The sequence below is a fragment of the Arsukibacterium indicum genome (genome assembly GCF_019100565.1).
Lineage (GTDB): Bacteria > Pseudomonadota > Gammaproteobacteria > Enterobacterales > Alteromonadaceae > Alishewanella > Alishewanella indicum.
In genome coordinates, this window is the sequence record NZ_JAHRID010000007.1 from 207,572 (window position 1) to 233,089 (window position 25,518).

Genomic DNA, 25,518 nt, shown 5'->3' on the forward strand with positions numbered 1-25,518 from the left:
CCTTTCAAATTATTTAATGGTTAATCAAAGTTGGTTTGCTTGCTCGATAGCAAACATTCTATCGATAAGCTTAAGATAGCCCTGAAGTGCCAATATAAAAAGCGGAGCTTTTTGTATTGTTAATTCAAATAAATTGAATAATGGCGTAAGCTAATAATTTCTGGTGAACCAAACAGAGCACAGTATGCAGCAACTGATTAATTTAGATGCCCTGCGGGCACTCGACGCCATTGATCGAAAAGGCAGTTTTGCCGCAGCGGCTGAGGCGCTTTACAAAGTACCCTCGGCACTCAGTTACACCATGGCCCAGCTCGAGCAAAACCTGGGGGTGAATTTATTTGACCGCAGTAAGCAAAAAGCCCGCTTAACCCCGGCCGGCCAGTTGCTGCTGCAACAGGGTCGCGAATTACTTAAAGCTGCTGATCAGTTGCAAAAAGCCGTACAGCAACTGGACAGCGGCTGGGAGGCAGAGCTTATTCTTGCTCTGGACAGTGTGGTGCCGGCAGAGCCTATATTTGCCCTGGTTAGCCAGTTTTTGCAGCAGGGCAAGTTAACGCAGGTGGCACTGCGGCAGGAGGTGATGGCCGGAGGCTGGGAGGCGTTAAACACCGGCCGGGCCGACATTGCGATTGGTGTGCCGGCTACCCAGCATAGCGGGGCCTACCATTTGCAACTAATGGGCGAAGTGGAATTTGTATTTGCTGTGGCGCCGCATCACCGACTTGCCCAGCTGGATAAAGTGCTTACCCTGGCTGATGTACAACAGGAAACAGCAATCATCGTCGCTGATTCCGCCATCGACAGCCAGAAACTGTCCAGCGGGTTGTTCGACAGCCGGCAGAAGGTGGTGGTAGCTAATCTGGCGCAAAAAATTACTGCCCAGCAACAAGGCCTGGGGGTCGGCTTTTTGCCGCGCCACCTGGTACAACAGCAACTGGCGCGCGGTGAGCTTATCGCCAAGCAACACACCATTCCGCGCGACAGCGCAAAGTTATATCTGGCCTGGCACAAGCAGCAGCAAGGCAATGCACTTAGCTGGTTTTGTCAGCAGCTTTGCAGCTATCCATGGCAGCAGGTTTTCAGTCCAGATTAATTGTTATTCTGGCGTTGTGGCTGAGCCGAATCGTCCATAGCGCTCCTGGTTTCAGTGATATCTGTCATGGTAGGCTCAGTGCGGGGCGCACTCTCTGGCGCTGTGGGAAAAGCTGGCTTATGATCTTCGACCCACTCGTCATCCTGGCGCGGATCGAGTTGAGCAAGGGAAGCACCTGACGCTGCCGGTACTGCTACATATACACTTAACTGCTCATTGGCAATCCGCTCTGCGGTTAAGGCATAGCCGCCCAGAAGCAATGCCGCTAAAGCCAGCACGGTGAAAAAGAGGCCACCCGATACGCCCAATACTGCCCCGAGGATTAATGGCGCTAAAAATGAGCCAATCCCGTAGGCAAACAGCAAACTACGGCTGATTTCTACTAAATCTTTGCCGTGATCTAACCGGTCGTTAGCCCGGGCAACACTTAGCGGATAAATACTGAATAAGCTGGTACCAAGTAAAAAGCCCAGCAGATAAAACAGCCAGGTCTGGCTGGCAAATAATGCAAGTAGCAAACAAATAACAAAGCTGAATAAGCCAGCCCAGGCCAGTAATTTGCGCCGGCCATAACGATCAGACAAGGTGCCGACCGGCCATTGCGCCAGCAAGCCACCTAAAATTGAAATGGCCATAAAGCTTGCCACTACCGACTGTTCGCCGTAAGTATTGAGCACAAATACCGGCACCATGGTGTAAAAACCGCCGACGAAAAAGCCACCAATAACACTGCCTACCAGAGCTAATGGCGCAATATGTAATACCCTGGGCAAGCTGTAACGCTCAAAGGGTGGCAACACCGGTTGGCTAATCCGGGTTATGGCTACTAAAAACAGTGAGGCCAAAACCAGCACTGAGCCCAGCACAAACACCAGATGCGATGTTACGTCCATGCCTAAAATCAGCTGACCAATAGCGGTGGCCAGAAAAAACACCACCGTATACACCGCCAGCACCCGGCCGCGGTCCTCTGAACTGCTTTTTTCATTCAGCCAGCTTTCAAGCACAATTAACAGCGCATAAAAGGCAAAGCCGGATAGCAGGCGCAGGCCGGCCCACAGCCAGGGGTTGTAGTGTAAAGTGTGGCCGAGAAATGCCATGACCATCAGCGCAGAAAATGCCGAAAAACTGCGGGCATGACCAACCGAGACAATTAACTTCTGGCTGAACACCGCCGCCAGCAAAGCGCCCAGGAAAAATGCCGAGTTTATAATACCGATCACCAGCTCTGACAAGCCAGCCTGCTTTAAATACAGGCCGATGTAAGTCATCAGCATGCCGTAGCCTGTAGCCAGAAAGGCAATAGAGATAAACAATGACGAAATGGGTAACAACGCCTTTTTTAGAAACACAGCACGCTCACTATCGACAAAACAATAACTTAACCATAGTGTCTGATAGCCTGCCAGGCAAGCTGCAACATCCGGCACTGGATGCCGGTATAGCTGCAATGAAACAACTGAATGACCTGTTACCCATCGCCAAACACTACAGCCTTAGCAGCGTAGTTTCACCAGTTGTATCATTGCCGGATTACACTACTATTAGTTCTATAGTCGCTAAATCAGCATGCCACGGTTGCCAAATATGAAACTGTCACATAAAAAGAATGTGCAAGATAAAAATTCAGGGTCCCGCTCTAATGAACAACGGGGAGTGATGCTGATTAGTCAACAAACTGGTGCCAGAGTCTGTGTGGTAGACCCCGTCAGTTTGGGCGCCCTGGCAATGGCAACTGTTGGCGCCGTGTACACTGTCCGTCAATATAGGTTAGTGCGGCAGGCCTCCAATTCTAATAGATGTCCACATATCCATTCTGCAACCAGAAAGCAGTGTAAAGGTACGTTAGTAACTAACGACGTGATAGATGTTGAAGGCGTTAACTATTTAAGGCGGACATGCGAATTCGGGCATCAAACGTTGAAAAAAACGACTAAGCCTTAACCGCCAAAATCTAATGCCATTTTAAGCTACCCGCCAGTTGTATCATTTATCGGTTAACTCACCGCAATGCCAGTTCAGCTGCACTTATGGCGTGAATGCTGGTGGTATCAAACAGCGGCACTATTGCATCCTGCGTTGATACCAGCAAGGAAATTTCAGTGCAGCCGAGGATGATAGCTTCTGCACCTCGTGCAATAAGTTGGGCGATGATTTGCCGATACTGCTCTCTTGATTCTGGCAGCACCTTGCCTAAACACAGCTCGTTATAAATTATCTGGTGCACCTGCTGGCGCGCAGCCTCATCAGGTACCAGCACGTTCAAACCATGCTGTTCTGCTAATCGTGCTTTGTAAAAAGGCTGTTCCATGGTGAATTTTGTGCCCAACAGGCCCACGGTTTTATAGCCTGCAGCTTTTACCGCTGTGGCGGTGGCATCGGCAATATGCAGTAGTGGCAGTGTTGTCGCATCGTCAATAGCCCCTGCCACTTTATGCATGGTGTTGGTACACAGCACAATAAAGTCGGCGCCGGCGGCTTCAAGGCTTTTGGCGGCCTCTGCCAGCAACTGGCCGGCAGCCTGCCAGTCGCCAGCTCGTTGCATCTGCTCAATTTCGGCAAAATTAACGCTGTACAGAATAACTTTAGCCGAGTGCAGGCCACCGAGTTGCTGTTTCACGGTTTCATTTATTATTCGGTAGTACGGAATGGTCGATTGCCAACTCATTCCACCCAGCAAGCCAATTGTTTTCATGGTAGTTGCCTTAAAAATAGAATAGCCAGCGTTGTGCTATTTAACAGTCATTAATTATCTTGCGGTAACACCGCTTTGGTAAGCAACCAGTGGTTTTCATTACGTTGAAATATCGCGAGATGACTTTTCGATTCAAATAACATCAAATTATCGTGTTGGCTTACTTTAGTGTCAGGATCGAAGGGTGAAATCATTGCGTCAAAGTGGCGTAACAACTCTTGCTCAAGCGTGGTTTCGTATTCCGCTCCCAGCTTGTATTTAGCAACGAACTCACTGAAATCAGCCATACTCATCGCATCTGCCACGATATACTGATTAATGAACTCATAATGTTCACATTCAGAAAAAATAACCGTCGCTTCTCCATCAAAGGCAGCTCTTTCGGTGCAAATTTCAGCAGGGAGGATGGTATTAACTAACTTTTTTTCAATTTCCACTCCGTTACAGGCAAATACTGACAGTGCCAACGAAACAGGAAACAAAATCTTCTTTAACATAAATTAACCTGCTCTTTTTATCCGTTGAACCATCTTAGCTTCTAGTTTCACCCGCCACATATCAAAACTTAGCTGATCCATCATAATGGCTTCAATGGGAGTGAATACGTCAGTCATAGTTTTTAGCGATTTACCAGTAGAGAATATTTGACCTGCCACACCCAGATTTTTAAGTTGGGTTCCGTGCCGCCCCATTTGGCTGCCGCCTTTGTCGGCAATTTGGCTAACTCCATCAATAGCAAATCCCTCTACGCCACTAACAGTTTGCAGGACTTCTTTCAGTACGCCTTCAACCATCAGAGTTCGTAAGTCATATATAAGATTATCGCGGTACATCATAGCTATTGGTCTTTGGCGCAATATCTGATTAATAGCACCAGAACTTAACGCTTTGCTTGAAAAGAAATCAGCGAAAGTAGCAATTTCGACTCGCTCCATTTCAGAAATAGTTGAGTTTTTATTGAGTTGACGCAGTATATTGAGTAAGCGGCTTTTAACCTTGTCGTAGTGTTGCATGTTTCATCTCCATTGATTTGCCGTTAAATTAACGTAAACATCTGTGGTGATCAACTTTTTTGCCACATCATGATTATTTTCTGTTACGGATAAGATCGGAGAGCCTTTTTAGTGAGTGGACTTAAGATGCAAACTTTAAACTGGCAAAAATGATTTTATATCCTGAGTAGCCAGTAAACCCTTGGGTGTACGGCAAAATAAGGCGCAAAGCCATAAGCTGGTTCATCAGCGCTTAAAAGCGCTAAATATTCCAACGGTATTTTTAGGTGGCGCGGCTATGGTAAAGATAGCGCTGCGGCAATAGTGGCAGGGATTAGAGCAGCAGTTGGTTGCTAGAAATCAATGGTACTAACATTTTTAAATACGCAGCCAAGAATCAGGAGTCGACCATGTGTGTTTCGATATGCAAAATCACATGAAGCTTGATTAAGTTTGAGAGTCTGTAAAAGTTGATAAAAAGTCGTCTGGCAATTTATTGATTGCGTTTGGGTTAGATACAAAATTAACATGGGTTTGATAGCCGGTATCTTGGCTAAATCTGAGCATCAGTAATCCCACGGCAGAAATACGGGAATATTTGTTGTTGGAAAACACTCGAAGAAGAAGTAAATCAATAACACGTTTTTGTGATACTCGCTCGTTAAGAATACGTATCATGAGGACGTACGGAACACCTATATTAAATTGCTTGAGTTTCAGGTCAAGAGTGTTTCGTAGTGAACGATTGACTAGCTCTTCTGCATTGCCGGGCCAAGCTAATTTCATTGACATACCAGCATATGTCAAAATCTCTATGTTATTGCCAAAAGTAAAGCCAAAACTAGTTGGATCGATCTCATTAGCTCCAGGAAACTCTTTATAGTGAACAGCTGGAGTCCATTCCAGTGTTAAGACCTCTTCACCTAAAGCAATTTCATGCTTCCCTCGCTCTGAGTTTGCAATTGCTTGAATTGCTTTTCTTAGTACTTTGGGAGGAAGAGTTCGCCTATTTAAAACAAGCGGAGCGGTAACTGACAGCGCACGGTTAAGCTTGCTTTTTATAACAGCCTGCTGAAACTGATACATCATATGTGAAATAGCAGCTTCCCAATCGACAAGCTTTTGAATGTGAAATACAGTTACTTCAATAAAGACTCTCTTCGAATCGTTACTCCAATGCAAACCATAATCCACATTCTTTGGCTTCTGTCCCTCTAGAATTGAATAAAAGCTTGGACAGTCTAACTGCAATTGGCGTTTGAGTTTTCTCAATAAAGCGCCAACTAATAGCTCAGTAAGTTGCTCTTCGAATTGCACACCATCAGAATTCAGCAAAGCTCTAACCTTATTTTCAAACGCATACTCAGAATCACTAGTCATAGATTCAGACAATGCATACAACATGCTTCCTAGATCAATTAGCTGTACAGCAGAGCTGATTGAGGTTGATTGCCAATGTTTAGCGAGTTGTCCTTTAGGCTTAACTAACCAATTCCGATCAGCATGCTCAATAAGAACCTTCCAAAAGAGACGAGCATAATCTAAGTCCTCACTTTTGAAAGGTGTTCCATTTAAAGCATATTTGGTTTCGAGGAAAGACATGATACGAACCCTAATTTGTTTAATATTGCGCTGAGCGCTGAAAATTTTCTGCAATCCAGCAGGCTAATTAGAAATAAATTTCATGTAGTAAAAACAGAAAGCCAGCATGCTGCTGGCTTTCTGTTTACTCTTGCTCTGGCAGGTTACACCAGTACCGACTGGCGAAGCAGGTCATACAGCCGGCGTTCCTGAATGGCTTCTTCGCCATCGCTTTGCATAATTTGCTTAGCGGTATCCAATGCCAGTTGTTTATTAAACATTAAGGCGCTTTTCAGCCCGGTTACATAAGCCTCAACTTTATTGCTGCTAATGGCCTGACGCACATCGGCCATGGCCTGGCTTTGTACAGCAGTAATGCTGTTTACACCGCTCCAGTCTAAGCCGTCGGCAATGTCGTCTACCAGTTCCTGCTCATTCAAGCGTATTTTGCCGTCAACGCGGTACATTAAAATTGCCAGCTTGAGCAGCGCTTCATTAAAATCCTGTTGGTTTGCCATAAAATACTCCTTTGGTTATGGCCTTATTTAGCACCCGGCCGGGCTATTTTCAGTATTTCGGTCAGGCCGGCTACCGCGCCACCAATATTGGCCAGTTCGGCTGGTACTATCATGGTGTTGTTGGTTTTGGCCAGATTACCGAACTCTTTTACATATTGTTCGGCAACCCGCAGGCTAACCGCTTCCTGGCCACCAGGGTGGTTGATGGCTTCGGCGATCTGACGGATACCTTCTGCAGTAGCAATGGCGATAAGTTCGATTTCACGGGCCCGACCTTCAGCCTCGTTAATCTGACGCATCTTGTCACCTTCAGACAGGTTAATTACTTCCTGCTTCTGGCCCTCTGACACATTGATCATCGCCTGGCGCTCACCTTCCGATTTAGCAATGGCAGCGCGGCGTTCGCGCTCGGCTCGCATTTGCTGTTCAAGCGCATCTTTAATACTTAGCGGTAACTCAATATCAGAGATTTCATAGCGCAGCACTTTAATGCCCCATGGCGAGGCCGCTTCATCCAGTGCTTTTACCACTTCTTCGTTAATTTTTGCCCGTTCTTCAAAGGTTTTATCAAGGTCGGTCTGGCCAATAACCGAGCGCATGGTGGTTTGTGCCAGTTGCGAGGCGGCATAGCGGTAATCGTTAATGCCATAACTTGCTTTGTGCGGGTCAACAACCTGTAAATACAGTACGCCATTAATGCCAACCTGAATGTTGTCTTTGGTAACACAGGTTTGGCGTTCTACATCGATCACTTCTTCTTTTAAGCTGTGGGTGTAAGCCACTTTATCGATAAACGGAATTAGAATATGAAAGCCCGAATCAAGAGTGCGCGAGTATTTACCCAGGCGCTCTATCACAAAGTTTGATTTTTGCGGTACCACCCGGGCACTTTTGAAAATGGTGATAACCACCGCTAAGGCAAAGCCCAGTGTCAGTATCGTTTGAATGCTTATTGGTTCCATTGTTTATTCCTTTTTAAACTAACGGTTAAACGGGCTGCTGGGCCGATACAATTAAATGAATGCCTTCATTGGCAATAACCCAGGCCACCTCACCTGCTTTTAATGGTTCGCTGGAGCGGGCGTCCCATTGCACGCCGTTTAATACCACCCGGCCGGCGCCTTGCTGGAAGTCGGCCAGCACAACGACCCGGTTACCAATATCATCTTTCAGCCGGCTGGGCTGCTCGCCTTGATCCGCGGTGTAGCCGGTAAACCAGCGTTTAAAGTGGCCTCGGGCCAGTAGTAATAATGCCAGACTAACAATGCCGAAAATAAGGTACTGCATGGTGGCTGACTCTATCCAGCCCAGTTGCAGTAAAATACCAACAACAATAGCCCCGATACCCAGAAAAACCGCGACAATACTGGTTGCCAGCAATTCCGACAGAATCAACAGCACGCCAACGATGATCCAAATCATTGCCACACTCATAGCTTTATCCTGTATAGCTTAATTAGCCACAAACAGTAACTGATGTTAGATAAAAGGGTCAATCAATTTAATAGCTTGCTGCTGTTTCATTTGTAATGAAGTATAACGGAGGTAAGTGTGCAGAATTTAGTTAAGAAGCAGGATTATGGCTGAGCAAAAAATATACGAATTATTGGTTAATGAGGAAGATGCCCGCGCCTGTCGGGACATTCCGGACAGTGCCTGCACCAGGGTGCCTAAAAATTTTGTGCTGGTGCTGCTTAGCCAGCTGTTACTAAGCCTTGGAGATTTACTGACCAGCCCGAAAACGGTACTAACCTGGCTGATGAATGTCGTTGGGGCGCCGGCGGCAATGGTAGCCTGGCTGGTACCCATTCGGGAATCGGGCTCTATGTTACCGCAACTGCTGATTGGTGCCTGGGTGCGGCAGTATGCCATTCGTAAAACGTTCTGGATTGCCGGTAGTATTGTGCAGGGCAGTTGCGTACTGGCAATGGCCCTCGCCGTTAATTACTGGACGGGCGCAGCGGCTGGTCTGGCGATTATTGGTTTGCTGATGTTGTTTAGCCTGGGCCGCGGCCTTTGTTCGGTGGCAATGAAAGACGTAAAAGGCAAAACTGTACCCAAAGGTCAGCGTGGCCAGCTTACCGGTATTGCCGGTACAGCCTCTGGTGTTCTTACCTTGTTGGTGTCGCTGTGGTTACTACGGGAAGAGCCAGACAATCTGCTGGTGTATGTTGTGTTGCTGGTGGCAGCAGCAATGCTGTGGCTAAGTGCTGCTGCTATTTTCAGTCAGGTGCAGGAACAGCCTGGCGAGACTGACGGTGGGGCTAATGCGCTGCAGCAGGCCTGGCAAAACCTGGGTTTACTGCAAACCGATAAGCAGTTTCGCCAGTTTGTTATCTGTCGCGGCTTACTGCTGGGGTCGGCGCTGGTATCACCCTTTCTGGTAATGCTGGCCCAGCAACAACATGGCAATGGCCAGACTCTGGCCTGGTTTTTAATTTGCACCAGCGTGGCCAGCGCACTCAGTGCGTTATTCTGGGGCAAACTGGCAGATCGCAGCAGCCGCCAGGTGATGATTATTGCCGCTGCGCTGGCGCTGGCTGGCTGCGCCGTGCTGGCGGTAATGCAAATGGTTATTGGCGAGCTGCCACTGTATAGTTATCTGCTGTTGTTTTTACTGTTAAGCGTTGGCCATGCCGGGGTGCGGGTGGGCCGCAAAACCTATTTACTGGATATGGCATCAGGCAATCAGCGTACTGATTATGTGTCGGTCAGTAATACGGTTATTGGTGTGTTGTTGTTAGTGGTGGGCGGCATCAGCAGCCTGCTGGCCTGGTGGTCTTTGCTGGCCGTGCTTTGGTTTTTTGCCGCCAGTTGCCTGGCGGGTTTGCTGTATGCAGTAAAACTGCCTGAAGCGTGATATCAGGATAAAACCGTTGCCGCTTGTTTGCGGGCGAAAAGCTGCTGTTCCAGGGTTTTGCCCTTACTTAGCTGCTTGTACTGCCAGCCATTAGCCGCCAGACATTGCAGTAACCTGATATCAAAGTCGTCGACCACCTGCGGCTGATAGCTTAGTTGATATTCATGGTTACGCCCGGCGCTAACCTCTTTTACGCCGGCAAGCTGGCGCAGTTGCTGGCATACTTCATCGCTGTTTATCGCCGCGGCTTCTTTGCCTGTTGCCAGTTGCAGACTTAAATGAGCGATGCTTTCATTCGGTTGGGCATTATGCTGCTGCAACTGACCATCCTGCAGGTATAACACTTTGTTGCAAAGCCGCTCCAGCTCAAAAATATTGTGAGAGCTGATTAAAAAACTGGCATGCTGGCTTAAATCGCTGATCAGCTCCCGGATATGCAATGCATTGGCCGGATCCAGCCCGGCGGTGGGTTCATCCAGCAGAATTAACGCGGGCGAGCCGATAAAAGCCTGTGCCATGCAGGCCCGCTTGCGCATACCATGGCTAAGGGCGCCAGCTTTAGTGTGGTAATGGGCAGCCAAATCAACCAGTGCCAGCACCCGTTCGGTTTCAGCCCGGGCTTCCCGGCCAGTTAAACCCTGTAACTGGCCGTAAAAACTTAGTTGCTGGCCAATACTAAATGCCGGATCCAGCTGGGCGTCTTGCGGTAATGCGGCAACTTTACCAAATAAAGCCTGACTGCCAGGTTGTTCGCCCAGCAACTGCATGCTGCCACTATCGGCTTTCAGGTAACCACACAGCAGACTGAACAAGGTGGTTTTACCGGCGCCGTTCTGGCCAATTAACGCCACCGTTTCGCCTTTGTTAATTTCAAAACTGATATTATTCAGGACCTTATGCCGGCCATAGCTTTTAACTAACTGCGTTACTTTAATGATTGGGTTATTCATTACAGGGCTCTCCGGCTTAAAATTTGCTGAGCAATTAACAGAAAAACAGCAGTTTGGGCTAATGGTAAGGCCGCCAGTTGCAGGCTTTGCCAACCCTGGGCCGGAATAAGCTGCCATATTTGCGCACCGGGCATATATTTCAGTAAAAACGCCATGTCAGGCTGATGGTAAATAAGCCAGCTGAGCAAACCAAAAACCACCCCCAGGCTGACGATGGCCAGGCTTAGTGCCAGCCGGGAAGAACGGGCCCAGGCCGAGAACACAGTCATCAGTGCGGTAAATGGCATTAACACGATCAGCAAATGGCAGCTGATTAACAATGCCGCCTCAATGGCCTGCCAGCTGATACTGCCCTGGCGCACGGTACTGATAATCAGGGTTGCCGCCAGCGATAACAGAATTAAACACAGTTGCACCGCCAGCTGACCACAAAAACGGCCCAGCACAATGGCGGTGCGGCTGCTGCGCAGGCTGATAAAGCGTAAAGTGCCGCGGGCGGCATCGCCCGATAGTTGGTTGGCAGTAAACGCCAGACATAAGATTGGCAGTAAAATCAGGCTTAGCATCCAGTACAGAGTAAGCTCGGGTGCCGGCCAGTTCAGCAGTTGGTGCAAACCGAGCATGCCAAAAGCCGCTGTTAATGATTTCTGAAAATTGGGCTCCTGCAAAATGTCGCTGGCCGGGGCAATGGCATAACGTAACAGGAAAAACCATACCACCGCAGTGGCTGCCAGGGTCATCAGGCCGCGGCGGGTCAGCCACAGCCGGGACAGCTCTACCTGACTAAACAACACTATCTGACGCAGTAATAACATCATTGACATAAACACTTCCTTTTTTTGTTCTGTTTTTCTATCCGTGATTCTGCACAAAGAGTGCCATGTTTTTAATCTTTATATATCATTATGTTAAGTTGTTTTGGTTTGGCTTTCAGCGCCTTTGGTAATACCAACTGCCGATAAAGTGGTTTTTTTCACTACTTTATCGGCAGTTAACACCTGGCTGATCAATGTGGCTTAAGCTGCTGATCCAGCAACTGAATAAAGCTTAAAATTGTTTCACTGACCTGAGCGTAAAAGTCAGGGTCCACTTTATCAGCGGTATCCCGAACGGTATGGTAATCTTCATGGTCGGCCACCCCAAAATAAATAAAGGGCACCTGCTGCTGATAAAATATGCCGTGGTCTGAGCTTAAGGTCCAGTCCTGGGTGTTACCTGCCCGGTACCAGGGGCGGTCGTGACCGGCAATGATTTTTACGGCACTTTGCTGCTGCAGGTTTTGCAACAGCGGGGTCAGCCAGGGTCGCTGGTAACTGCCAACGGCAAATAGTAACTGATTAGTATCACGGCTCAGCATATCCATATTAACGTTAAACGCCAGTTGCTCAGGCTTTAACAACTTATATTTAAACAATGCCACCGCGCCTTGTAAGCCGCCTTCCTCTGCATCCAGCGCAACAAATAACAACGGGTGAGCAAGCGGATGCTCGCTGAAATATCGCGCCAGACCCAGCAGGGTGGCAACACCGGAGGCATTATCGTCTGCGCCGGCGAACAGCTCGCCGTTCTCCATACCCAGGTGGTCGTAGTGGGCGGTTAGCACTATTGGCTTTAGATTTGGGTTTAAACCGGGCAGCAGCCCCAGCACATTAGCTGCATTTTCCGCTGCCGGCACCGTGGCGGTTTTACCCCTTAACCAGCGACTCAACGAGAAATGTTGCCTGACAGTAAAGGGTTGCAAATAGCCGTCACTGCCTGCGGGCTGCAGGCCAATGTCGGCAAACTGCTGCGCCAGCCAGGCGCGGGCTTCAATGCTTCCAGGGGTACCCGGTTTCCGGCCTTGCCGCTCAGGGTGGGCCAGCCAGTTCAGATCAGCCAGCAGCTGCTGATGATTTAATCGCTGTTGCGGGGCAGCCGGGATCGCTGCTGCCTGTAACTGCGCCAGCCGGATACTCTCCCGCTCGGTTAACTGCTGTTGCCAGGCTGGCCAGGCCAGGGTGTATAGCAAAATAGCGGCAATCACACAAAGGGCGGCAACCGCCAGACACAGTCTTTTAGCTACAGACATTAATATTCCTTACTACTTTAAATATTGCCAACAGCTTAACAAATTACGGCAATTTTTATACTGAAAAAGCCTGCAGCAGCAGGTTCAGTTGCGGGTGCAACAGCTCACGCTGGGTGGTGATAATGTAAAAGTTTTCATATATCTGCGGCAGGGTCAGGTATTTTTGCAACCGGCCACTTTGTAATTCGTCTTTTACCACAACTTCCGGAATAACCGCCAGTGCACCACTGTCACGGGCAAGTAAGCGCAACATCGCCATGTCGTCGGCTTCAGCAACAATTCCAGGTTGTAATTGATATTGTGCGGCCAGGGCATCAAAGGCAGTACGCACCGGGCTTTGCACAGGAGGTAATACCCAGCGTTGGCCTTTGTACTCGGCAAGATTGTCAGTGAGTTGCTTACCCGGCGGACCAATGACCGCGACAGGTTGTCTGGCCAGCAACCGGCACTGCCATAACTGACTATCGTTACCCTGCACCGCAATATTGCTTAATGCCAGATCCAGTTGATGCTGGGCCAATGCATTTAACAGCATAGTCTGATTCATCGACAGCAAACTGTAGCGTGCATTATTTGTGGTCAGCAGCGGCGCAATAAAGCTTTCAATAAAGTTGCGTGACATGGTCGATAAGGTGCCAATCCGGATCGGACTATGCTGAGGTTGCATGCCCTGCAGCAGCAACTGCTCCAGCTCGGCACCGCGGCTGAAAATATCTTCGGCATACTTCAGTGTCTGATAGCCGCTGTCTGTTAAAACCAGCCGGCGGTTTTCCCGGCGAAACAGTTGCACCTGCATACTTTGTTCTAACTGCTTGATTTGAGAAGACAGCGCAGATTGCGAAATATGCAGGCGCTGTGCTGTCTCAGTCAGGTTGGTGCCCCTGGCGACTTGCCAGAAATAATATAGATGATGGTAATTTAACCGGCTCATAGTTCTCTTTTTGCGAACGATTTGTGATTTATTATGTATTTTACTAATGCTAATTCAGTGGAGACAATAGCGCCAGTTAATTAAATCAAAAGGTGAGCGATGGACGCGTTACTGACAATAAATGCACTGAAGCTGGTTTTACTGGCTCTGGTCGCGCTGCTGGCTGTGGTGATCTGGCGTTACAGCGCCACGGCCCTGGCCGGTGAACAAGATAAACTGCGTTTTATGCGGGCTCTGGCCCTGACCTTAACGGCTACCGTGTTTACCCTGCTAAGTAATCATTTGCTGTTGTTCTGGCTTGGCTGGTGCTGGATCAGCCTGAGTTTACAGCAGTTGTTGTTGTTTTATCCGCAGCGGCCACGTGCCCAGCTGGCAGCCCATAAAAAAGCGTTAAGTGCCCGGGCTGGCGAAATACTGTTAGCGCTGGCGTTTATGCTGCTTTATCTGGAGTTTGGCACGGCCGATATCAGCAGTATTACCAGTCAGGCCACTATTCAAACCAGCCTTGGCCTGTACGCTCATATCGCTACCGTGTTGCTTGTGCTGGTGGCATTAATTAAATGCGCTCAGCTGCCGTTGCATGGCTGGCTTATTCAGATAGTCGAAGCGCCAACGCCGGTGTCAGCGCTGTTGCATGCCGGTATTATTAACCTGGGCGGTATCTTGCTGCTGATTTTCTCACCATTACTGAAATTAAGTACAGCAGCCGCTACCTTGCTGCTGGTTTGTGCGCTGATCAGCACGGTGCTGGCTGCGCTGATTATGACAACCCGGATCAGTATTAAGGTGCGGCTGGCCTGGTCGACTATCGCCCAGATGGGCCTGATGCTGGTGGAAATTGCCCTGGGTCTTTATACCCTGGCCTTGCTGCACCTGTTGGCTCACTCCTGTTACAAGGCATATGCCTTCCTGCACAGTGGTAATGCCGTTAACCATTACCTTGCCGCTCAGCTGGCCGAGCAAACCGAGCCGCACGTCAGGCACTGGCTCCTGGCATTGCTGGCGGCAGCTGGCATGGTACTGCTGGCGCATCAGCTAATGCCGCTGTCCAGCTTAAGCAGCGGCGTACTGCTGGCGCTGGCCATTACCGTTTTACTTATGCCTTCCCTGGCGCGCGCCGACAGCCGCCGGCCACTTCGGGTAATGCTGGCGGTGACTTATGGCATCGGCTTACTGGCGCTGTATTGCAGCGGTAAGTTTCTATTGCAAAACATAGCGCCCACCACAGCGGTTCTGTCAACCCTGGCTGATTTGTTTACCAGCCTGGTATTCGCCGGGTTGTTCATCATGGCCGTGCTGCTGCGTTATCACAGCCGGCAGCGTGCCGTTAATCAGGTGTTTATCTGGTTAAATGCCGGTGGTTATCTTGATGAATGGGCGACCAGAGTTACCCTGAAAATCTGGCCCTATCAAAACAAAGCAGCAGCTAAGCCAAGTAACCTGTCACAAGCAGAGAGCCTGAAATGAATGCAGTCAGTATGTTAGCGCAGCAAACCGGCAGTAAACTGCAACCTCTGGTTGAGCAGGCTGCCAGCCAGATTGCTCCGGCGTGGCCGCTGGATCAGATGATCGCCGTTAACCCCTGGTGGCCGAAACGGCAACAGCACTTTGCCACGGTGTGTGCTGAGCAGCAGCTGCTGGCCGGCACCAGTTGCCTGATGAGTGCCAGCTGGTATCTGTCGCAGTGGCAGCAGCAGATCCAGCCCGAACATTTGCAACAGGCACTGCAGGAAGCAGAACTAAAAATGACCACTGAGCAGGCGGTGGCTGTTCTGTCACAACAACATGACTTACGCCAGTGGCAATCATTAGCGCAACTGTTATCCGAGCGGGCATCCAGCCAGGGTACACTGCCCTGGCCGCAGCTGATCCAGCAGCAGCTCAGCCAGTTTATGGGCTTGTACTATCAGTATCCGGAGCGTTTTAGTGTTGACGCTGACACTGAGCAGCATGCTTATCAGAGCTGGCTTACTGTGGTTCGCCAGGATAAAGGCTTGAAAGTGCTGACTGGCATTGATTTAACCGCGTTGTTTGCGACATTACCCGTCGAGCCAGCCGAACTACTGGTGCAGATGGAACCCTGGCTTAATAGCTGGTGTGAAAACGAGCAGGCAAAACTGGCGTATTTTGAGAACCTGCTGCAAAACTTGTCCGGCTGGGCGGGTTGGCAGGCATGGCTCGACTGGCAGCAGCAACTTAGCAAGCGTCAGAGTCACCATGCAGTTTGTCAGTTACTTTACATGTTACTGGGCTGGGACTGGGTATTGTGGCAGCACAGCAAGCGCAACACTGGCGCTCATCAGCAGCTGATTAGTGCGCTAAAACTGCAGAGCAGACAATACACTGCCATGCTGCTTAATACTCAGGCCCTGCAGAGTATACGCCAGGTTTGGCAGCGTGCAATGGAACTGAGTGTGCAACTACCGTTATTGCACCAGTTGCAGCAGGCTGCCCGTCAACCTGTTACCGCGGTAGGCCGGCCGGTATTGCAGGCCGCATTTTGTATTGACGTGCGTTCAGAGCCAATGCGCCGGGTGCTGGAACAACAAAATGACGGTATTCAAACACTGGGTTTTGCCGGCTTTTTCGGCCTGCCAATTGCCTATAAAGCCGCAGATAGCAAGCTTAGCAGACCTCAGCTGCCCGGGCTGCTTGCACCGGTGCTGGAAGTCAGCCAGGTCCGGCCTGAAAAGGCAACCTTACCGCGCCAGCCAGCGCTGGGCTGGAAGCAAAGTTTTGATTTGGCGTCATCCAGCCTGGGTATGGTGGAAGCCGCTGGCCCTACCAAGTTGCTCAGTCTGTTAAAGCGGGCGTTTTTCCGCACCAAAGCCCCCCACGCCATGAACCGGTATCTGGATGATGGCCAGTGGCAGCTGACACGCGAGATGCAACCACTGAGTATCGCAGAGCAGGCGCAACTGGCTGCGGCCATTTTATCGGCCATGGGCCTGCGCGGAGCATTAGCGCCAACGGTGCTTTTGGTAGGCCATGGCAGCGACACCTGCAATAACCCGCAAGCTGCGGCCCTTGATTGCGGTGCCTGTGGCGGCCAGACCGGCGAAGTTAATGTAAAGGTGCTGGCGCAAATTCTGAATAACCCTGAAGTACGGACAGAGCTTAACAGCCGGCATAAGCTAAACATAGCTGATGACACCCGCTTTTATGCAGCAATGCATCATACCACTACCGATGAGTTGCAGGTGTATCAGCCACCGGCCGACGCTGAATGGCTGGATTGGCTGGCCGAAGCTGGCGCACAAGCCAGGCAGCAACGGGCCAGCCAGTTTGCAGAGGTACCGCAGGACAGCTCTTTACTGAGTCGTTTTTTTCAACTGCGCAGCCGCGACTGGGCACAGCTGCGGCCAGAGTGGGGCCTTGCCAATAACGCCGCTTTTATCGTGGCGCCCCGGGCTCTGACCAAAGGCCTTAACTTACAGGGCCGCTGCTTTTTACATGACTATAGCGCGGAGCAGGATCCAGATTTCAGCTTGCTGCACACCATTATGACGGCACCTATGGTGGTCACTAACTGGATCAACATGCAATATTACGCTTCGGTAGTCGCGCCGGATAAATACGGCAGCGGTAATAAGCTACTGCACAATGTGGTAGCCGGTCATATCGGGGTGTTTGAAGGTAACGGTGGCGATCTGCGCACGGGTTTAAGCTGGCAGTCGGTGCATGATGGCAAGCAGTTACGCCATCAGCCCGTCAGGCTCAGTGTGGTTATTGCGGCACCGAAAGATGCTATTGCTGATATTATCAGGCAGTCAGCGGACGTAGCGGCACTGGTTAATAATCAGTGGTTATGGCTATATCAGCTGGACCCGGATGGCACTGTACATCAGTGGCAGCATGTGCGGTGGCACAGGGTAACGGCATGAGCCAGCCGGTTGCTATCCTGACCCGGCATGACAAAGCACGGCTGATTGCACCGGCACTCAGCCAGCTCGGCTGGCAGGTTGCTGAAATCGATAGTTTCGATACCGACAGCCTTGGCAGTTTTGCCGGTGAGTACCCGCGGTTTATGACGGCGCAGGAGTGTGCTTTTCGAAAAGCCGCGCTGGCCGCTGACTTATCCGGACTAAATATCGGCATCGGCAGCGAGGGCAGCTTCTCAGTCGGCCCATTCGGCATTGGTACTTATAACCTGGAGTTAATCTGCTGCGTTAATGTAGCAGAGGGCTGGGCGGTGACCGGCCGGTTTTATGGCCCCTCGCTGGCGCAGCAATGGCAGCTTAACGATACGGCGGCACTTGAACAGGCGCTGGCTGATATTGAACCCGACCAGCATTTGCTGTTGCAGCAAGGTAGTAATTTAAAAAAGGCGTTAACGGTAGCCCAGGCGCACAATCTGGCGCTGCTCTGGCTAGCCCATGGCACCGTCACCTTAAGTTATGATTTACGCGCTCATCTAAGCCCGGAGCGCCGTTTTCATATACGCCAGGCTGCCGACGATTTAGCCCGGCGTTTACAAAGCCATTGCCCAGAGTGCACAACGCCAGGATTCTGGCCGGATAACGCCCTGCCGGGGTTGCCCTGTGAGGCCTGCGGTGTTGCCACCAGTCTGACCCGGCACCGCCAGGCCTGTTGTCGTCGCTGCGGCCATACCACAATCACCCCGGTGGCAGCCCGCCACGCCAGCCAACAATATTGTCAGGAATGTAACCCTTGAATACGTTGTTACTAAGCTCAGATTCTGCTTCTGATATTAAATTATGTGCTGATTTTCTGCATAGTGGCCAGTTGGTCGCCGTGCCGACCGAAACAGTCTATGGTCTGGCCGCAGATGCATCCAACCCTGACGCGGTGAAAGTCATTTTTGCTGCGAAAGGCCGGCCAGCTAACCATCCGTTGATTGTCCATGTGCCTGGTAAAGCCGCGATTAGCCAATGGGCAAAAAATGTCAGTAACAGAGCATTTGCCCTGGCCGATGCGTTCTGGCCCGGCCCGCTTACCTTATTACTGCATAAGGCTGATCATGTCAGTTCAGTGGTTACCGGTGGGTTAAACACCATTGGCTTACGGATGCCATCACACCCGGTGTTGCTGTCGTTGCTGCAGCAATCTAACCTTGCGGTTGCCGCACCTTCAGCCAACCTTTACAAAAAGCTTAGCCCAACCTCAGCATCTCAGGTTATGGCAGCAATGCAAGGCAGAATACCTGCGGTGCTCGATGGCGGAGCCTGCCAGTACGGGTTGGAGTCAACCATTGTTGATCTTACCGGCGAAAAACCGATCATTGTCCGGGCCGGGCCGGTTTCTGCTGCCGACATTGCGACGGTGCTGGGCGAGAGTGTGGCCCAGCCAAAGCAGCATAGCGTCGCGGTGCCAGGCAATGTCGACGCCCACTATCAGCCGGGCAAAACGTTATATTGCTATGCAACTGCACAGTTACAGCAGGAGTTGGCGACACTGCAACAACCTGTCGCCGTGCTGCATTACAGTGACATCATTGCCAGCCCGCTGGTAACATCCTTTGTTATGCCAGTTGAGGCCGCCGACTATGGCCGGCAGCTATACCAGACGTTATTTAATGCTGATCAAGCAGCAGTAACAGCAATCTGGTGTGAAATGCCGCCGGATCATGACAACTGGCGTGCAATTCACGACAGATTACTGCGGGCAAAGTCCAATTAGCCGCTCCTTGCTGTAAATAATTTAATTGCTATCACTATTGTTAACCGGTATTTTTCATCGCTTGCACTAATAGAACTTTTTAAAGAAAAGGATAATTCATGAGTGAAAGCAAAGATTTGCAGGGATTGGGCGGTTGGTTAATTTTGGTAGGCATAGGTATTACCCTTTCGCCGTTTATCATGCTATTTCAGGTTGCGCCGTTATATTTTGAAATTTTCACCAGCGGCAGCTTTGAAGCGCTGACCACTGAAGGCTCCGCATCATATATTCCAATGTGGGGTGCCCTGTTAATGAGTGAAATTGTTTACAACGCCTGTCTGGTTGTACTTGGCTTTTATGTGATGTATTTGTTTTACACCAAGCATTACCTTTTCCCGCGTTTTTATATTGGAATGGTGGTTATCGTTTTTGTTTTTACCATCATTAATTCCTGGATGGTGACATTAGTTATAGAAGACACGGAAATGTTTGACCCGGAAACCACCCGCGCACTGGTGCGAACAGCCATTGTAGCGCTAATCTGGATCCCATATATGCTGATATCTGAGCGGGTTAAACAGACGTTCGTCAGAGGTGTTATTCAGCAACCGGCCAACTCATTGTCTGTTTGATGTTCAAGCTATGCCTGTGTTTGCAGCAGAAACAAAAAAAGCGCAGGCAAAGCCCCTGCGCTAAAGGTTGTGGTTGGGAGTTCGGGTTAACGGCTAACGCTTACTGTGTTGTCGCTGTTTTTAAATAAATCGTATTGTTGCATCGCCGGGATTTGCAGCTGGATCCGGCTTTCCAGGGTATCCAGTTTAGCAACCTGACTGCAGATGGCTTCGCCGCGCTGTTCCAACGCTTCGGCTTTAAATTCCATTTTTGCTTCCAGCTCTTCACCAAATTTTTCCATTTTCTGGCCAAATGCTTCCATTCGTTGCTCGAAGCTGCCTTCACCACTGGTCATGGCTTTACCTACCAGCATCATAATATTGCCCATAGACTGGCTTACGGCATCTTCAATTGCCTGTTCAAACTCGGGACCAAATGCCTGATCAATGTTGTCAAGCCGGCTGCCGTACAGATAAGTATTGTCTCCGTCCTGCACCACCACCTGATTGGCGGCATCGCTGATTTTGGTCAGGGCCTGCTGCATGGCCGGATACTCGTCCAGGGTTTTACCGGTCAGCTCGCTAACCACTGTGGTCAGCGCTTCGCTGGCCATAATAAGCGCATCTTCCACCAGTGCTACCGTTTCAACCGTCTGACTACGAATGCCGGCCTGATAATCGCGCAATAGCAACCGGGTGTCGTTATTTACCATAATCGTTTTACCGTTCAGGGTTAACTGCCCATCCTTATCAATTTGCCACAGGGTGGCACCCTGTTCCTGCAGCATAACGCTACTGCTGTTTATAACTAAATCATGGTCAAATTCGATATTACAGTGAGTATTCTGATGTGCCATGGCATTCATACTGATAGAGCCAAAGACAACGGCGCTGGCCAAAAGTGAGCTTTTCATAGTAGTAATCCTTTATTTGGTTCTTAATGACAAACTGTTAAGGCAAGGCTGATGCCAGTTTTTAAAGTGTTGTTTTAATTGGATTAAATTATATTGCAGTCTGTTTATCCTGCTGCTTGTTAGCGGTTTTAGCCATTTTTTAGCGTAATTAACAGTAGATGCTGTGGGCGGACCATCCTGAAAATGCCTTGTTATAGTGCAAAGTAATGCCAGAAAAAACTGCTTTTAATTACTATTTGGAATAACGCAGAGAGATCCATTCTTTTACCCGCATACGTTTGGATGGCTAAAATAACGCTATAAAGTTTATACAGGTGTTTTTATGCTTTTATCATCGTTAGTGGCGCAGGCCAGCCCGTTGTCAGAACAGCAGGTACAGCAATTACAAGGGCTGGTTAGTCAGCTGAACCCGATTCAGCAAGCCTGGGTTAGTGGCTATCTGGCGGCCAGTGCCCAACTGGCCGGCGCTCAGGCCGGGGCGCCAGCTACTGCCTCGGCGACCAGTGCAACGCTGACTATTGTGTATGGCTCGCAAACCGGCAATGCCCGCCATGTGGCAGAAGCACTGGCCAGCCTGGCCAAAGCAAAAAACATTGCCGCCAAAGTGGTGGATTTAGCCGATTATAAAAGCAGCCAGCTAAAAAATGAGCAGTATCTGATCATTGTTACCTCAACCTATGGTGAAGGTGAGCCACCGGAAAATGCGGTCAGTTTTTATAATTTTTTATTCAGCAAAAAAGCGCCGAAAGTACCGCAGCTTAAGTTTGCTGTGCTGGGACTGGGCGATACCAGCTATGAATTTTTCTGTAAAACTGCTGCCGACTTTGACGAGCGGTTGGCAGAATTAGGTGGTCAGCGCTTGCAGGCTCGTGCTGATCTGGACGTGGATTACGACGCTGCTGCCAGCAGCTGGAACAATGCATTAATCAGTGTGGTCGAGCCTGAGTTTGCCACTGCGCCTTCTGCCCAGGTAATTAACTGGCCTGGCCAGGCCACTACCGCAGCGCCGGCAAGCCAGTACACCAAACAGCAACCCTTCGCTGCAGAGTTATACACCAACCAGAAAATTACTGGCCGTGATTCCGGCAAAGATGTCCGCCATATTGAAATATCGCTGGCAGAGTCGGGCTTAACCTATCAGCCAGGCGATGCGCTGGGGGTGTATTTTGAAAACGACCCGGCCATCGTAGCAGAATTGCTGCAGTTGACTGCTCTGGAAGGAGAGGCGCAGGTAACTGTGGCTAATCAGACATTAAGTTTAAGCGACGCCCTGACCAGCCAACTGGAGTTAACTCAGTCTTACCCGGCGTTTGTTGAAAAATACGCCGCCGCCAGCGCCAATGACACATTGCAACAACTGGCGGCCGATAAAACGGCATTGCGGGCCTATCTGACTGACCGGCAGATTATCGATATCGTCCGCGATTATCCTGTTAGCCAAACACCGATCAGCGCTCAGCAGCTGGCTGATGCGCTGCGTAAACAACAGCCGCGGTTGTACTCTATCGCTTCATCACAGGCTGAAGTAGAAGACGAGGTGCATTTGACGGTAGCCGTAGTGCGTTACGACGCCTTTGGCCAGCCGCATACAGGCGGTGCCTCGGGTTATCTGGCCGACCGTCTGGCCGAGGGTGATAAGGTACGGGTATTTGTTGAGCAGAATAACAATTTCCGCTTACCAGCTAATGACGACACACCAGTGCTGATGATTGGCCCCGGTACCGGTATTGCGCCGTTCCGGGCTTTTTTACAGGAACGGGACGCCCGCGGTGCCAGCGGTAAAAACTGGCTGTTTTTTGGTAACCCGCATTTTACCCAGGACTTTTTATACCAGACTGAGCTGCAGGGTTACTTAAAACAAGGCCTGCTAACCAAGCTGGACGTAGCTTTCAGCCGCGACAGCGCTCAGAAAGTCTATGTGCAGGATAAACTGCGCAAACATGCGGCAGAGGTTTATCAGTGGTTGGAACAGGGTGCTCATGTCTATATTTGTGGTGACGCTAACCGGATGGCTAAAGACGTCCATCAGGCGCTGCTGGAAATAGTGCAGCAGCAGGGTAGCAAAACCGCCGAACAGGCCCAGCAATATTTAGATGAATTACGGGTAGCCAAACGTTACCAGAAGGATGTGTATTAATGAGCCAGTATCCGATTAAACCTGAGCTGCAAGTCAGTGGCAAACTATCTGACAACGAGCGGCTAAAAGCTGAAAGCAAGCACCTGCGCGGCACCATCGAGCAGGATTTAAGCGATGAAATCACCGGTGGCTTTAACGGTGATAACTTTATGCTGGTGCGTTTTCATGGCATGTACCAGCAGGATGACCGCGATATCCGGGCTGAACGGGCAGCGCAGAAGCTTGAGCCGCTGCATAATGTGATGCTGCGGGCGCGGATGCCAGGCGGTATTATTACCCCAAAACAATGGCTGGCCATTGACCAGTTTGCTGCCGATAAAACCCTGTACGGCAGTATTCGTTTAACCACCCGCCAGACATTTCAGTTTCATGGGGTGTTAAAGCCAAATATTAAGCCCATGCACCAGTTTTTAAACAGCATTGGTATCGACTCGATTGCCACAGCCGGCGATGTTAACCGCAACGTGCTGTGTACCTCTAACCCGGTAGAGTCAGAACTGCATCAGCAGGCGTATCAGTGGGCGGTAAAAATAAGCGAGCACTTACTGCCGAAAACCCGCGCCTATGCTGAAATCTGGCTGGATGAAGAAAAGGTGGAAACCACCGAAACTGAACCGGTACTGGGTGAGAACTACTTACCGCGCAAGTTTAAAACCACGGTGGTGATCCCGCCGCATAACGACATTGATGTGCATGCCAATGATCTTAACTTTGTTGCTATTGCTGAAAATGGCAAGCTGATTGGCTTTAACGTGCTGGTCGGCGGCGGCCTGGCCATGACCTTTGGTGATAACTCTACTTATCCACGCAAAGCGGAGGTGTTGGGTTTTATCAGTCTGGAGCACACCTTAGAGGTCGCTGAGCATGTTGTGACTGTACAGCGCGATTATGGCGACCGGGTTAACCGCAAAAATGCCAAAACCAAATACACTATCGACCGGATTGGCGTAGATACCTTTAAAGCCGAAGTGGAACAGCGGGTCGGTGTGCCATTTGCGCCAGCCAGACCATTTGAATTTACCACGCGTGGTGATCGTTTTGGCTGGGTAGCCGGCATTGATGGCAAACACCATTTAACCTTATTTATTGAGAATGGCCGGGTACTGGATTTTCCGGGCAAACCGCTGAAAACCGGTCTGGCTGCTATTGCTAAGGTGCATCAGGGCGATTTCCGGATGACAGCTAACCAAAACCTGATTGTTGCCGGAGTGCCGCCAGAGCAAAAAGCGTTAATTGAGCAACTGGCCCGCGAGCATGGCTTAATTGATGATGGCCATAGTGAGCAGCGTAAAAATTCAATGGCTTGTGTATCTTTTCCCACTTGCCCGCTGGCGATGGCAGAAGCCGAGCGTTATTTACCTGAACTGGTAACGAAAGTAGAAGCCTTGCTGAGTAAACATCAGGTTGATGACGACCATATTGTGCTGCGGGTAACCGGCTGTCCGAATGGTTGTGGCCGCGCCATGCTGGCCGAAGTGGGCTTAGTCGGCCGGGCGCCGGGCAAATACAATGTCTATCTGGGTGGCAATAAAGTGGGCACCCGTATTCCGAAACTGTATTTAGATAATGTCGGCGAAACGCAAATCCTCGGCGAGCTGGATAAGTTAATTGCTCGTTGGGCCAGCGAACGAAGCAGTGGCGAATGCTTTGGCGATTTTGTGATCCGCACCGGCGTAGTAGCAGAAGTGAAAGTCTCGAAGACCGACTTTCATGCCTGATTCAGCCGCCCGAAAGTTAGCAAACTTAATTAACCCAGGAATAGCAATGGCAGCAAACAGCATGACTGACAGTATAACAACCGATTATCGGCAGATACTGCAACAGGACAGCGCAACCCAGCAAGCCTGGCTGGCAGAGATTAATCATCTGCTAAGCCCGCTAAGTGCCAGCGAACGGGTGCGCTGGGCGCTGAATAACCTGCCGGCGCAGCCGATGCTTAGCTCCAGCTTTGGCATCCAGGCGGCGGTTATGTTGCATCTGGTGACGGTACAACAGCCAGATATACCGGTGGTGCTGACCGACACTGGCTATTTATTTCCGGAAACCTATCGGTTTATTGATCAGTTAACTGAGCAGTTGGGCCTGAATTTACAGGTTTACCGGGCGGCAATATCGGCCAACTGGCAGCTGGCCCGCTATGGCGAGCAGTGGCTGACAGCCGAGGGGACCAAGCAATATAACCAGTTGAACAAGGTAGAACCGATGCAGCGCGCCCTGCGTGAACTGAAGGTTGGTAGCTGGTTTACCGGTTTACGCCGCAGCCAGAGCAGCACCCGTGCTGACAAAGCTATTGTTGAAATCAGCCGTGGCGTGGTAAAAATTCAACCGATTATCGACTGGAGCAATAAAGACGTATTTTACTATTTAAAACAACACAACCTGCCGTACCACCCGTTATGGGAGCAGGGTTATTTATCGGTTGGTGATACCCATTCTACGGTTAAATTTGAGCCTGGTATGAGTGAAGAAGATACCCGTTTTAACGGCTTTGGCCGTGAGTGTGGGTTGCATATGGACGGTGACGGGATCTAGCAAGCAGGTTGCAAAGC

General features: G+C 50.1%; 23 protein-coding genes. 10 read left to right on the top strand and 13 right to left on the bottom strand.

All coding sequences use genetic code 11. From position 1 onward, the window contains the following. Positions 1 to 184: 184 nt before the first annotated feature. A complete protein-coding gene (locus tag KQY15_RS14990; protein ID WP_217670580.1) occupies positions 185 to 1,093 on the top strand; it encodes a LysR family transcriptional regulator in 909 nt (302 codons plus the stop codon). Here KQY15_RS14990 and KQY15_RS14995 read toward each other — a convergent pair. The 8 genes from KQY15_RS14995 to KQY15_RS15030 all read right to left on the bottom strand — a co-directional run bounded on the left by KQY15_RS14995 (position 1,090) and on the right by KQY15_RS15030 (position 8,313). Beyond that, positions 1,090 to 2,523, bottom strand: coding sequence for an MFS transporter (locus tag KQY15_RS14995; protein ID WP_308160251.1), 1,434 nt, complete (start codon positions 2,521 to 2,523; stop codon positions 1,090 to 1,092). The genes KQY15_RS14990 and KQY15_RS14995 overlap by 4 nt on opposite strands. A 572-nt stretch (positions 2,524 to 3,095) precedes the next feature. Further along, positions 3,096 to 3,788: an aspartate/glutamate racemase family protein gene (locus KQY15_RS15000; protein WP_217670582.1), complete on the bottom strand. Its 693-nt coding sequence runs from the start codon at positions 3,786 to 3,788 to the stop codon at positions 3,096 to 3,098. 50 nt (positions 3,789 to 3,838) lie between these two features. Then, positions 3,839 to 4,285, bottom strand: coding sequence for a hypothetical protein (locus tag KQY15_RS15005; RefSeq protein ID WP_217670584.1), 447 nt, complete (start codon positions 4,283 to 4,285; stop codon positions 3,839 to 3,841). A 3-nt stretch (positions 4,286 to 4,288) separates the two neighbouring features. Then, complete coding sequence (locus KQY15_RS15010; protein WP_217670586.1) at positions 4,289 to 4,801, bottom strand: hypothetical protein; 513 nt, start codon at positions 4,799 to 4,801, stop codon at positions 4,289 to 4,291. Between the two features lie 426 nt (positions 4,802 to 5,227). Further along, the gene (locus KQY15_RS15015) at positions 5,228 to 6,382 is read right to left on the bottom strand and encodes a hypothetical protein (RefSeq protein WP_217670588.1); all 1,155 of its coding nucleotides are present in this window, start codon (positions 6,380 to 6,382) and stop codon (positions 5,228 to 5,230) included. A 143-nt stretch (positions 6,383 to 6,525) separates the two neighbouring features. Beyond that, positions 6,526 to 6,879 carry a hypothetical protein gene (locus KQY15_RS15020; RefSeq protein ID WP_217670590.1) on the bottom strand — a complete coding sequence of 118 codons (354 nt, stop codon included), beginning with the start codon at positions 6,877 to 6,879 and terminating at the stop codon, positions 6,526 to 6,528. 23 nt (positions 6,880 to 6,902) lie between these two features. Beyond that, positions 6,903 to 7,841 (bottom strand): SPFH domain-containing protein, encoded by a 939-nt coding sequence (locus KQY15_RS15025; RefSeq protein ID WP_217670592.1) that lies wholly within the window; start codon positions 7,839 to 7,841, stop codon positions 6,903 to 6,905. A gap of 25 nt (positions 7,842 to 7,866) precedes the next feature. Next, positions 7,867 to 8,313 (bottom strand): NfeD family protein, encoded by a 447-nt coding sequence (locus tag KQY15_RS15030; RefSeq protein ID WP_217670593.1) that lies wholly within the window; start codon positions 8,311 to 8,313, stop codon positions 7,867 to 7,869. 145 nt (positions 8,314 to 8,458) lie between these two features. On the opposite strand from KQY15_RS15030, the gene KQY15_RS15035 reads away from it, so the two are divergent. After that, positions 8,459 to 9,739, top strand: coding sequence for an MFS transporter (locus KQY15_RS15035; RefSeq protein ID WP_217670595.1), 1,281 nt, complete (start codon positions 8,459 to 8,461; stop codon positions 9,737 to 9,739). Between the two features lie 2 nt (positions 9,740 to 9,741). On the opposite strand, the gene KQY15_RS15040 is transcribed toward KQY15_RS15035, so the two are convergent. From KQY15_RS15040 to KQY15_RS15055, 4 genes are all read right to left on the bottom strand, one after another. Continuing rightward, complete coding sequence (locus KQY15_RS15040) at positions 9,742 to 10,689, bottom strand: ABC transporter ATP-binding protein (protein WP_217670597.1); 948 nt, start codon at positions 10,687 to 10,689, stop codon at positions 9,742 to 9,744. Then, positions 10,689 to 11,513 carry an ABC transporter permease gene (locus KQY15_RS15045; protein ID WP_217670598.1) on the bottom strand — a complete coding sequence of 275 codons (825 nt, stop codon included), beginning with the start codon at positions 11,511 to 11,513 and terminating at the stop codon, positions 10,689 to 10,691. The genes KQY15_RS15040 and KQY15_RS15045 overlap by 1 nt, the downstream gene beginning before the upstream one ends. 182 nt (positions 11,514 to 11,695) lie before the next feature. Beyond that, positions 11,696 to 12,757 (bottom strand): M28 family peptidase, encoded by a 1,062-nt coding sequence (locus KQY15_RS15050; protein WP_217670600.1) that lies wholly within the window; start codon positions 12,755 to 12,757, stop codon positions 11,696 to 11,698. A 55-nt stretch (positions 12,758 to 12,812) separates the two neighbouring features. Continuing rightward, complete coding sequence (locus tag KQY15_RS15055; protein WP_217670602.1) at positions 12,813 to 13,688, bottom strand: LysR family transcriptional regulator; 876 nt, start codon at positions 13,686 to 13,688, stop codon at positions 12,813 to 12,815. Between the two features lie 99 nt (positions 13,689 to 13,787). Between KQY15_RS15055 and KQY15_RS15060 the strand changes: the two genes are divergently transcribed. The 5 genes from KQY15_RS15060 to KQY15_RS15080 all read left to right on the top strand — a co-directional run bounded on the left by KQY15_RS15060 (position 13,788) and on the right by KQY15_RS15080 (position 19,939). After that, the gene (locus KQY15_RS15060) at positions 13,788 to 15,155 is read left to right on the top strand and encodes an NADH-quinone oxidoreductase subunit L (protein WP_217670604.1); all 1,368 of its coding nucleotides are present in this window, start codon (positions 13,788 to 13,790) and stop codon (positions 15,153 to 15,155) included. Further along, the gene (locus KQY15_RS15065) at positions 15,152 to 17,572 is read left to right on the top strand and encodes a DUF2309 domain-containing protein (protein WP_217670606.1); all 2,421 of its coding nucleotides are present in this window, start codon (positions 15,152 to 15,154) and stop codon (positions 17,570 to 17,572) included. Before KQY15_RS15060 ends, KQY15_RS15065 begins: the two co-directional genes overlap by 4 nt. Continuing rightward, positions 17,569 to 18,363: a DUF6671 family protein gene (locus tag KQY15_RS15070; RefSeq protein ID WP_217670608.1), complete on the top strand. Its 795-nt coding sequence runs from the start codon at positions 17,569 to 17,571 to the stop codon at positions 18,361 to 18,363. The genes KQY15_RS15065 and KQY15_RS15070 overlap by 4 nt, the downstream gene beginning before the upstream one ends. Further along, on the top strand, positions 18,360 to 19,328 hold the full coding sequence (locus tag KQY15_RS15075; RefSeq protein ID WP_217670610.1) for an L-threonylcarbamoyladenylate synthase: 969 nt from the start codon (positions 18,360 to 18,362) through the stop codon (positions 19,326 to 19,328). The genes KQY15_RS15070 and KQY15_RS15075 overlap by 4 nt, the downstream gene beginning before the upstream one ends. Positions 19,329 to 19,426: 98 nt before the next feature. Then, entirely contained in the window at positions 19,427 to 19,939 is a 513-nt protein-coding gene (locus KQY15_RS15080; protein WP_217670612.1) for a DUF2569 domain-containing protein, read from the top strand. An 86-nt stretch (positions 19,940 to 20,025) separates the two neighbouring features. On the opposite strand, the gene KQY15_RS15085 is transcribed toward KQY15_RS15080, so the two are convergent. Then, positions 20,026 to 20,832 carry a DUF2884 family protein gene (locus tag KQY15_RS15085; protein ID WP_217670614.1) on the bottom strand — a complete coding sequence of 269 codons (807 nt, stop codon included), beginning with the start codon at positions 20,830 to 20,832 and terminating at the stop codon, positions 20,026 to 20,028. Positions 20,833 to 21,154: 322 nt separating this feature from the next. Between KQY15_RS15085 and KQY15_RS15090 the strand changes: the two genes are divergently transcribed. From KQY15_RS15090 to KQY15_RS15100, 3 genes are read left to right on the top strand one after another with little or no spacing between them, the layout of a single operon-like run. After that, positions 21,155 to 22,969 (top strand): assimilatory sulfite reductase (NADPH) flavoprotein subunit, encoded by a 1,815-nt coding sequence (locus tag KQY15_RS15090; RefSeq protein ID WP_217670616.1) that lies wholly within the window; start codon positions 21,155 to 21,157, stop codon positions 22,967 to 22,969. Beyond that, positions 22,969 to 24,687, top strand: a complete 1,719-nt coding sequence (gene cysI / locus KQY15_RS15095; protein WP_217670618.1) for an assimilatory sulfite reductase (NADPH) hemoprotein subunit — start codon at positions 22,969 to 22,971, stop codon at positions 24,685 to 24,687. Before KQY15_RS15090 ends, cysI begins: the two co-directional genes overlap by 1 nt. Positions 24,688 to 24,733: 46 nt before the next feature. Beyond that, the gene (locus tag KQY15_RS15100) at positions 24,734 to 25,501 is read left to right on the top strand and encodes a phosphoadenylyl-sulfate reductase (protein WP_217670620.1); all 768 of its coding nucleotides are present in this window, start codon (positions 24,734 to 24,736) and stop codon (positions 25,499 to 25,501) included. Positions 25,502 to 25,518: the final 17 nt, after the last annotated feature.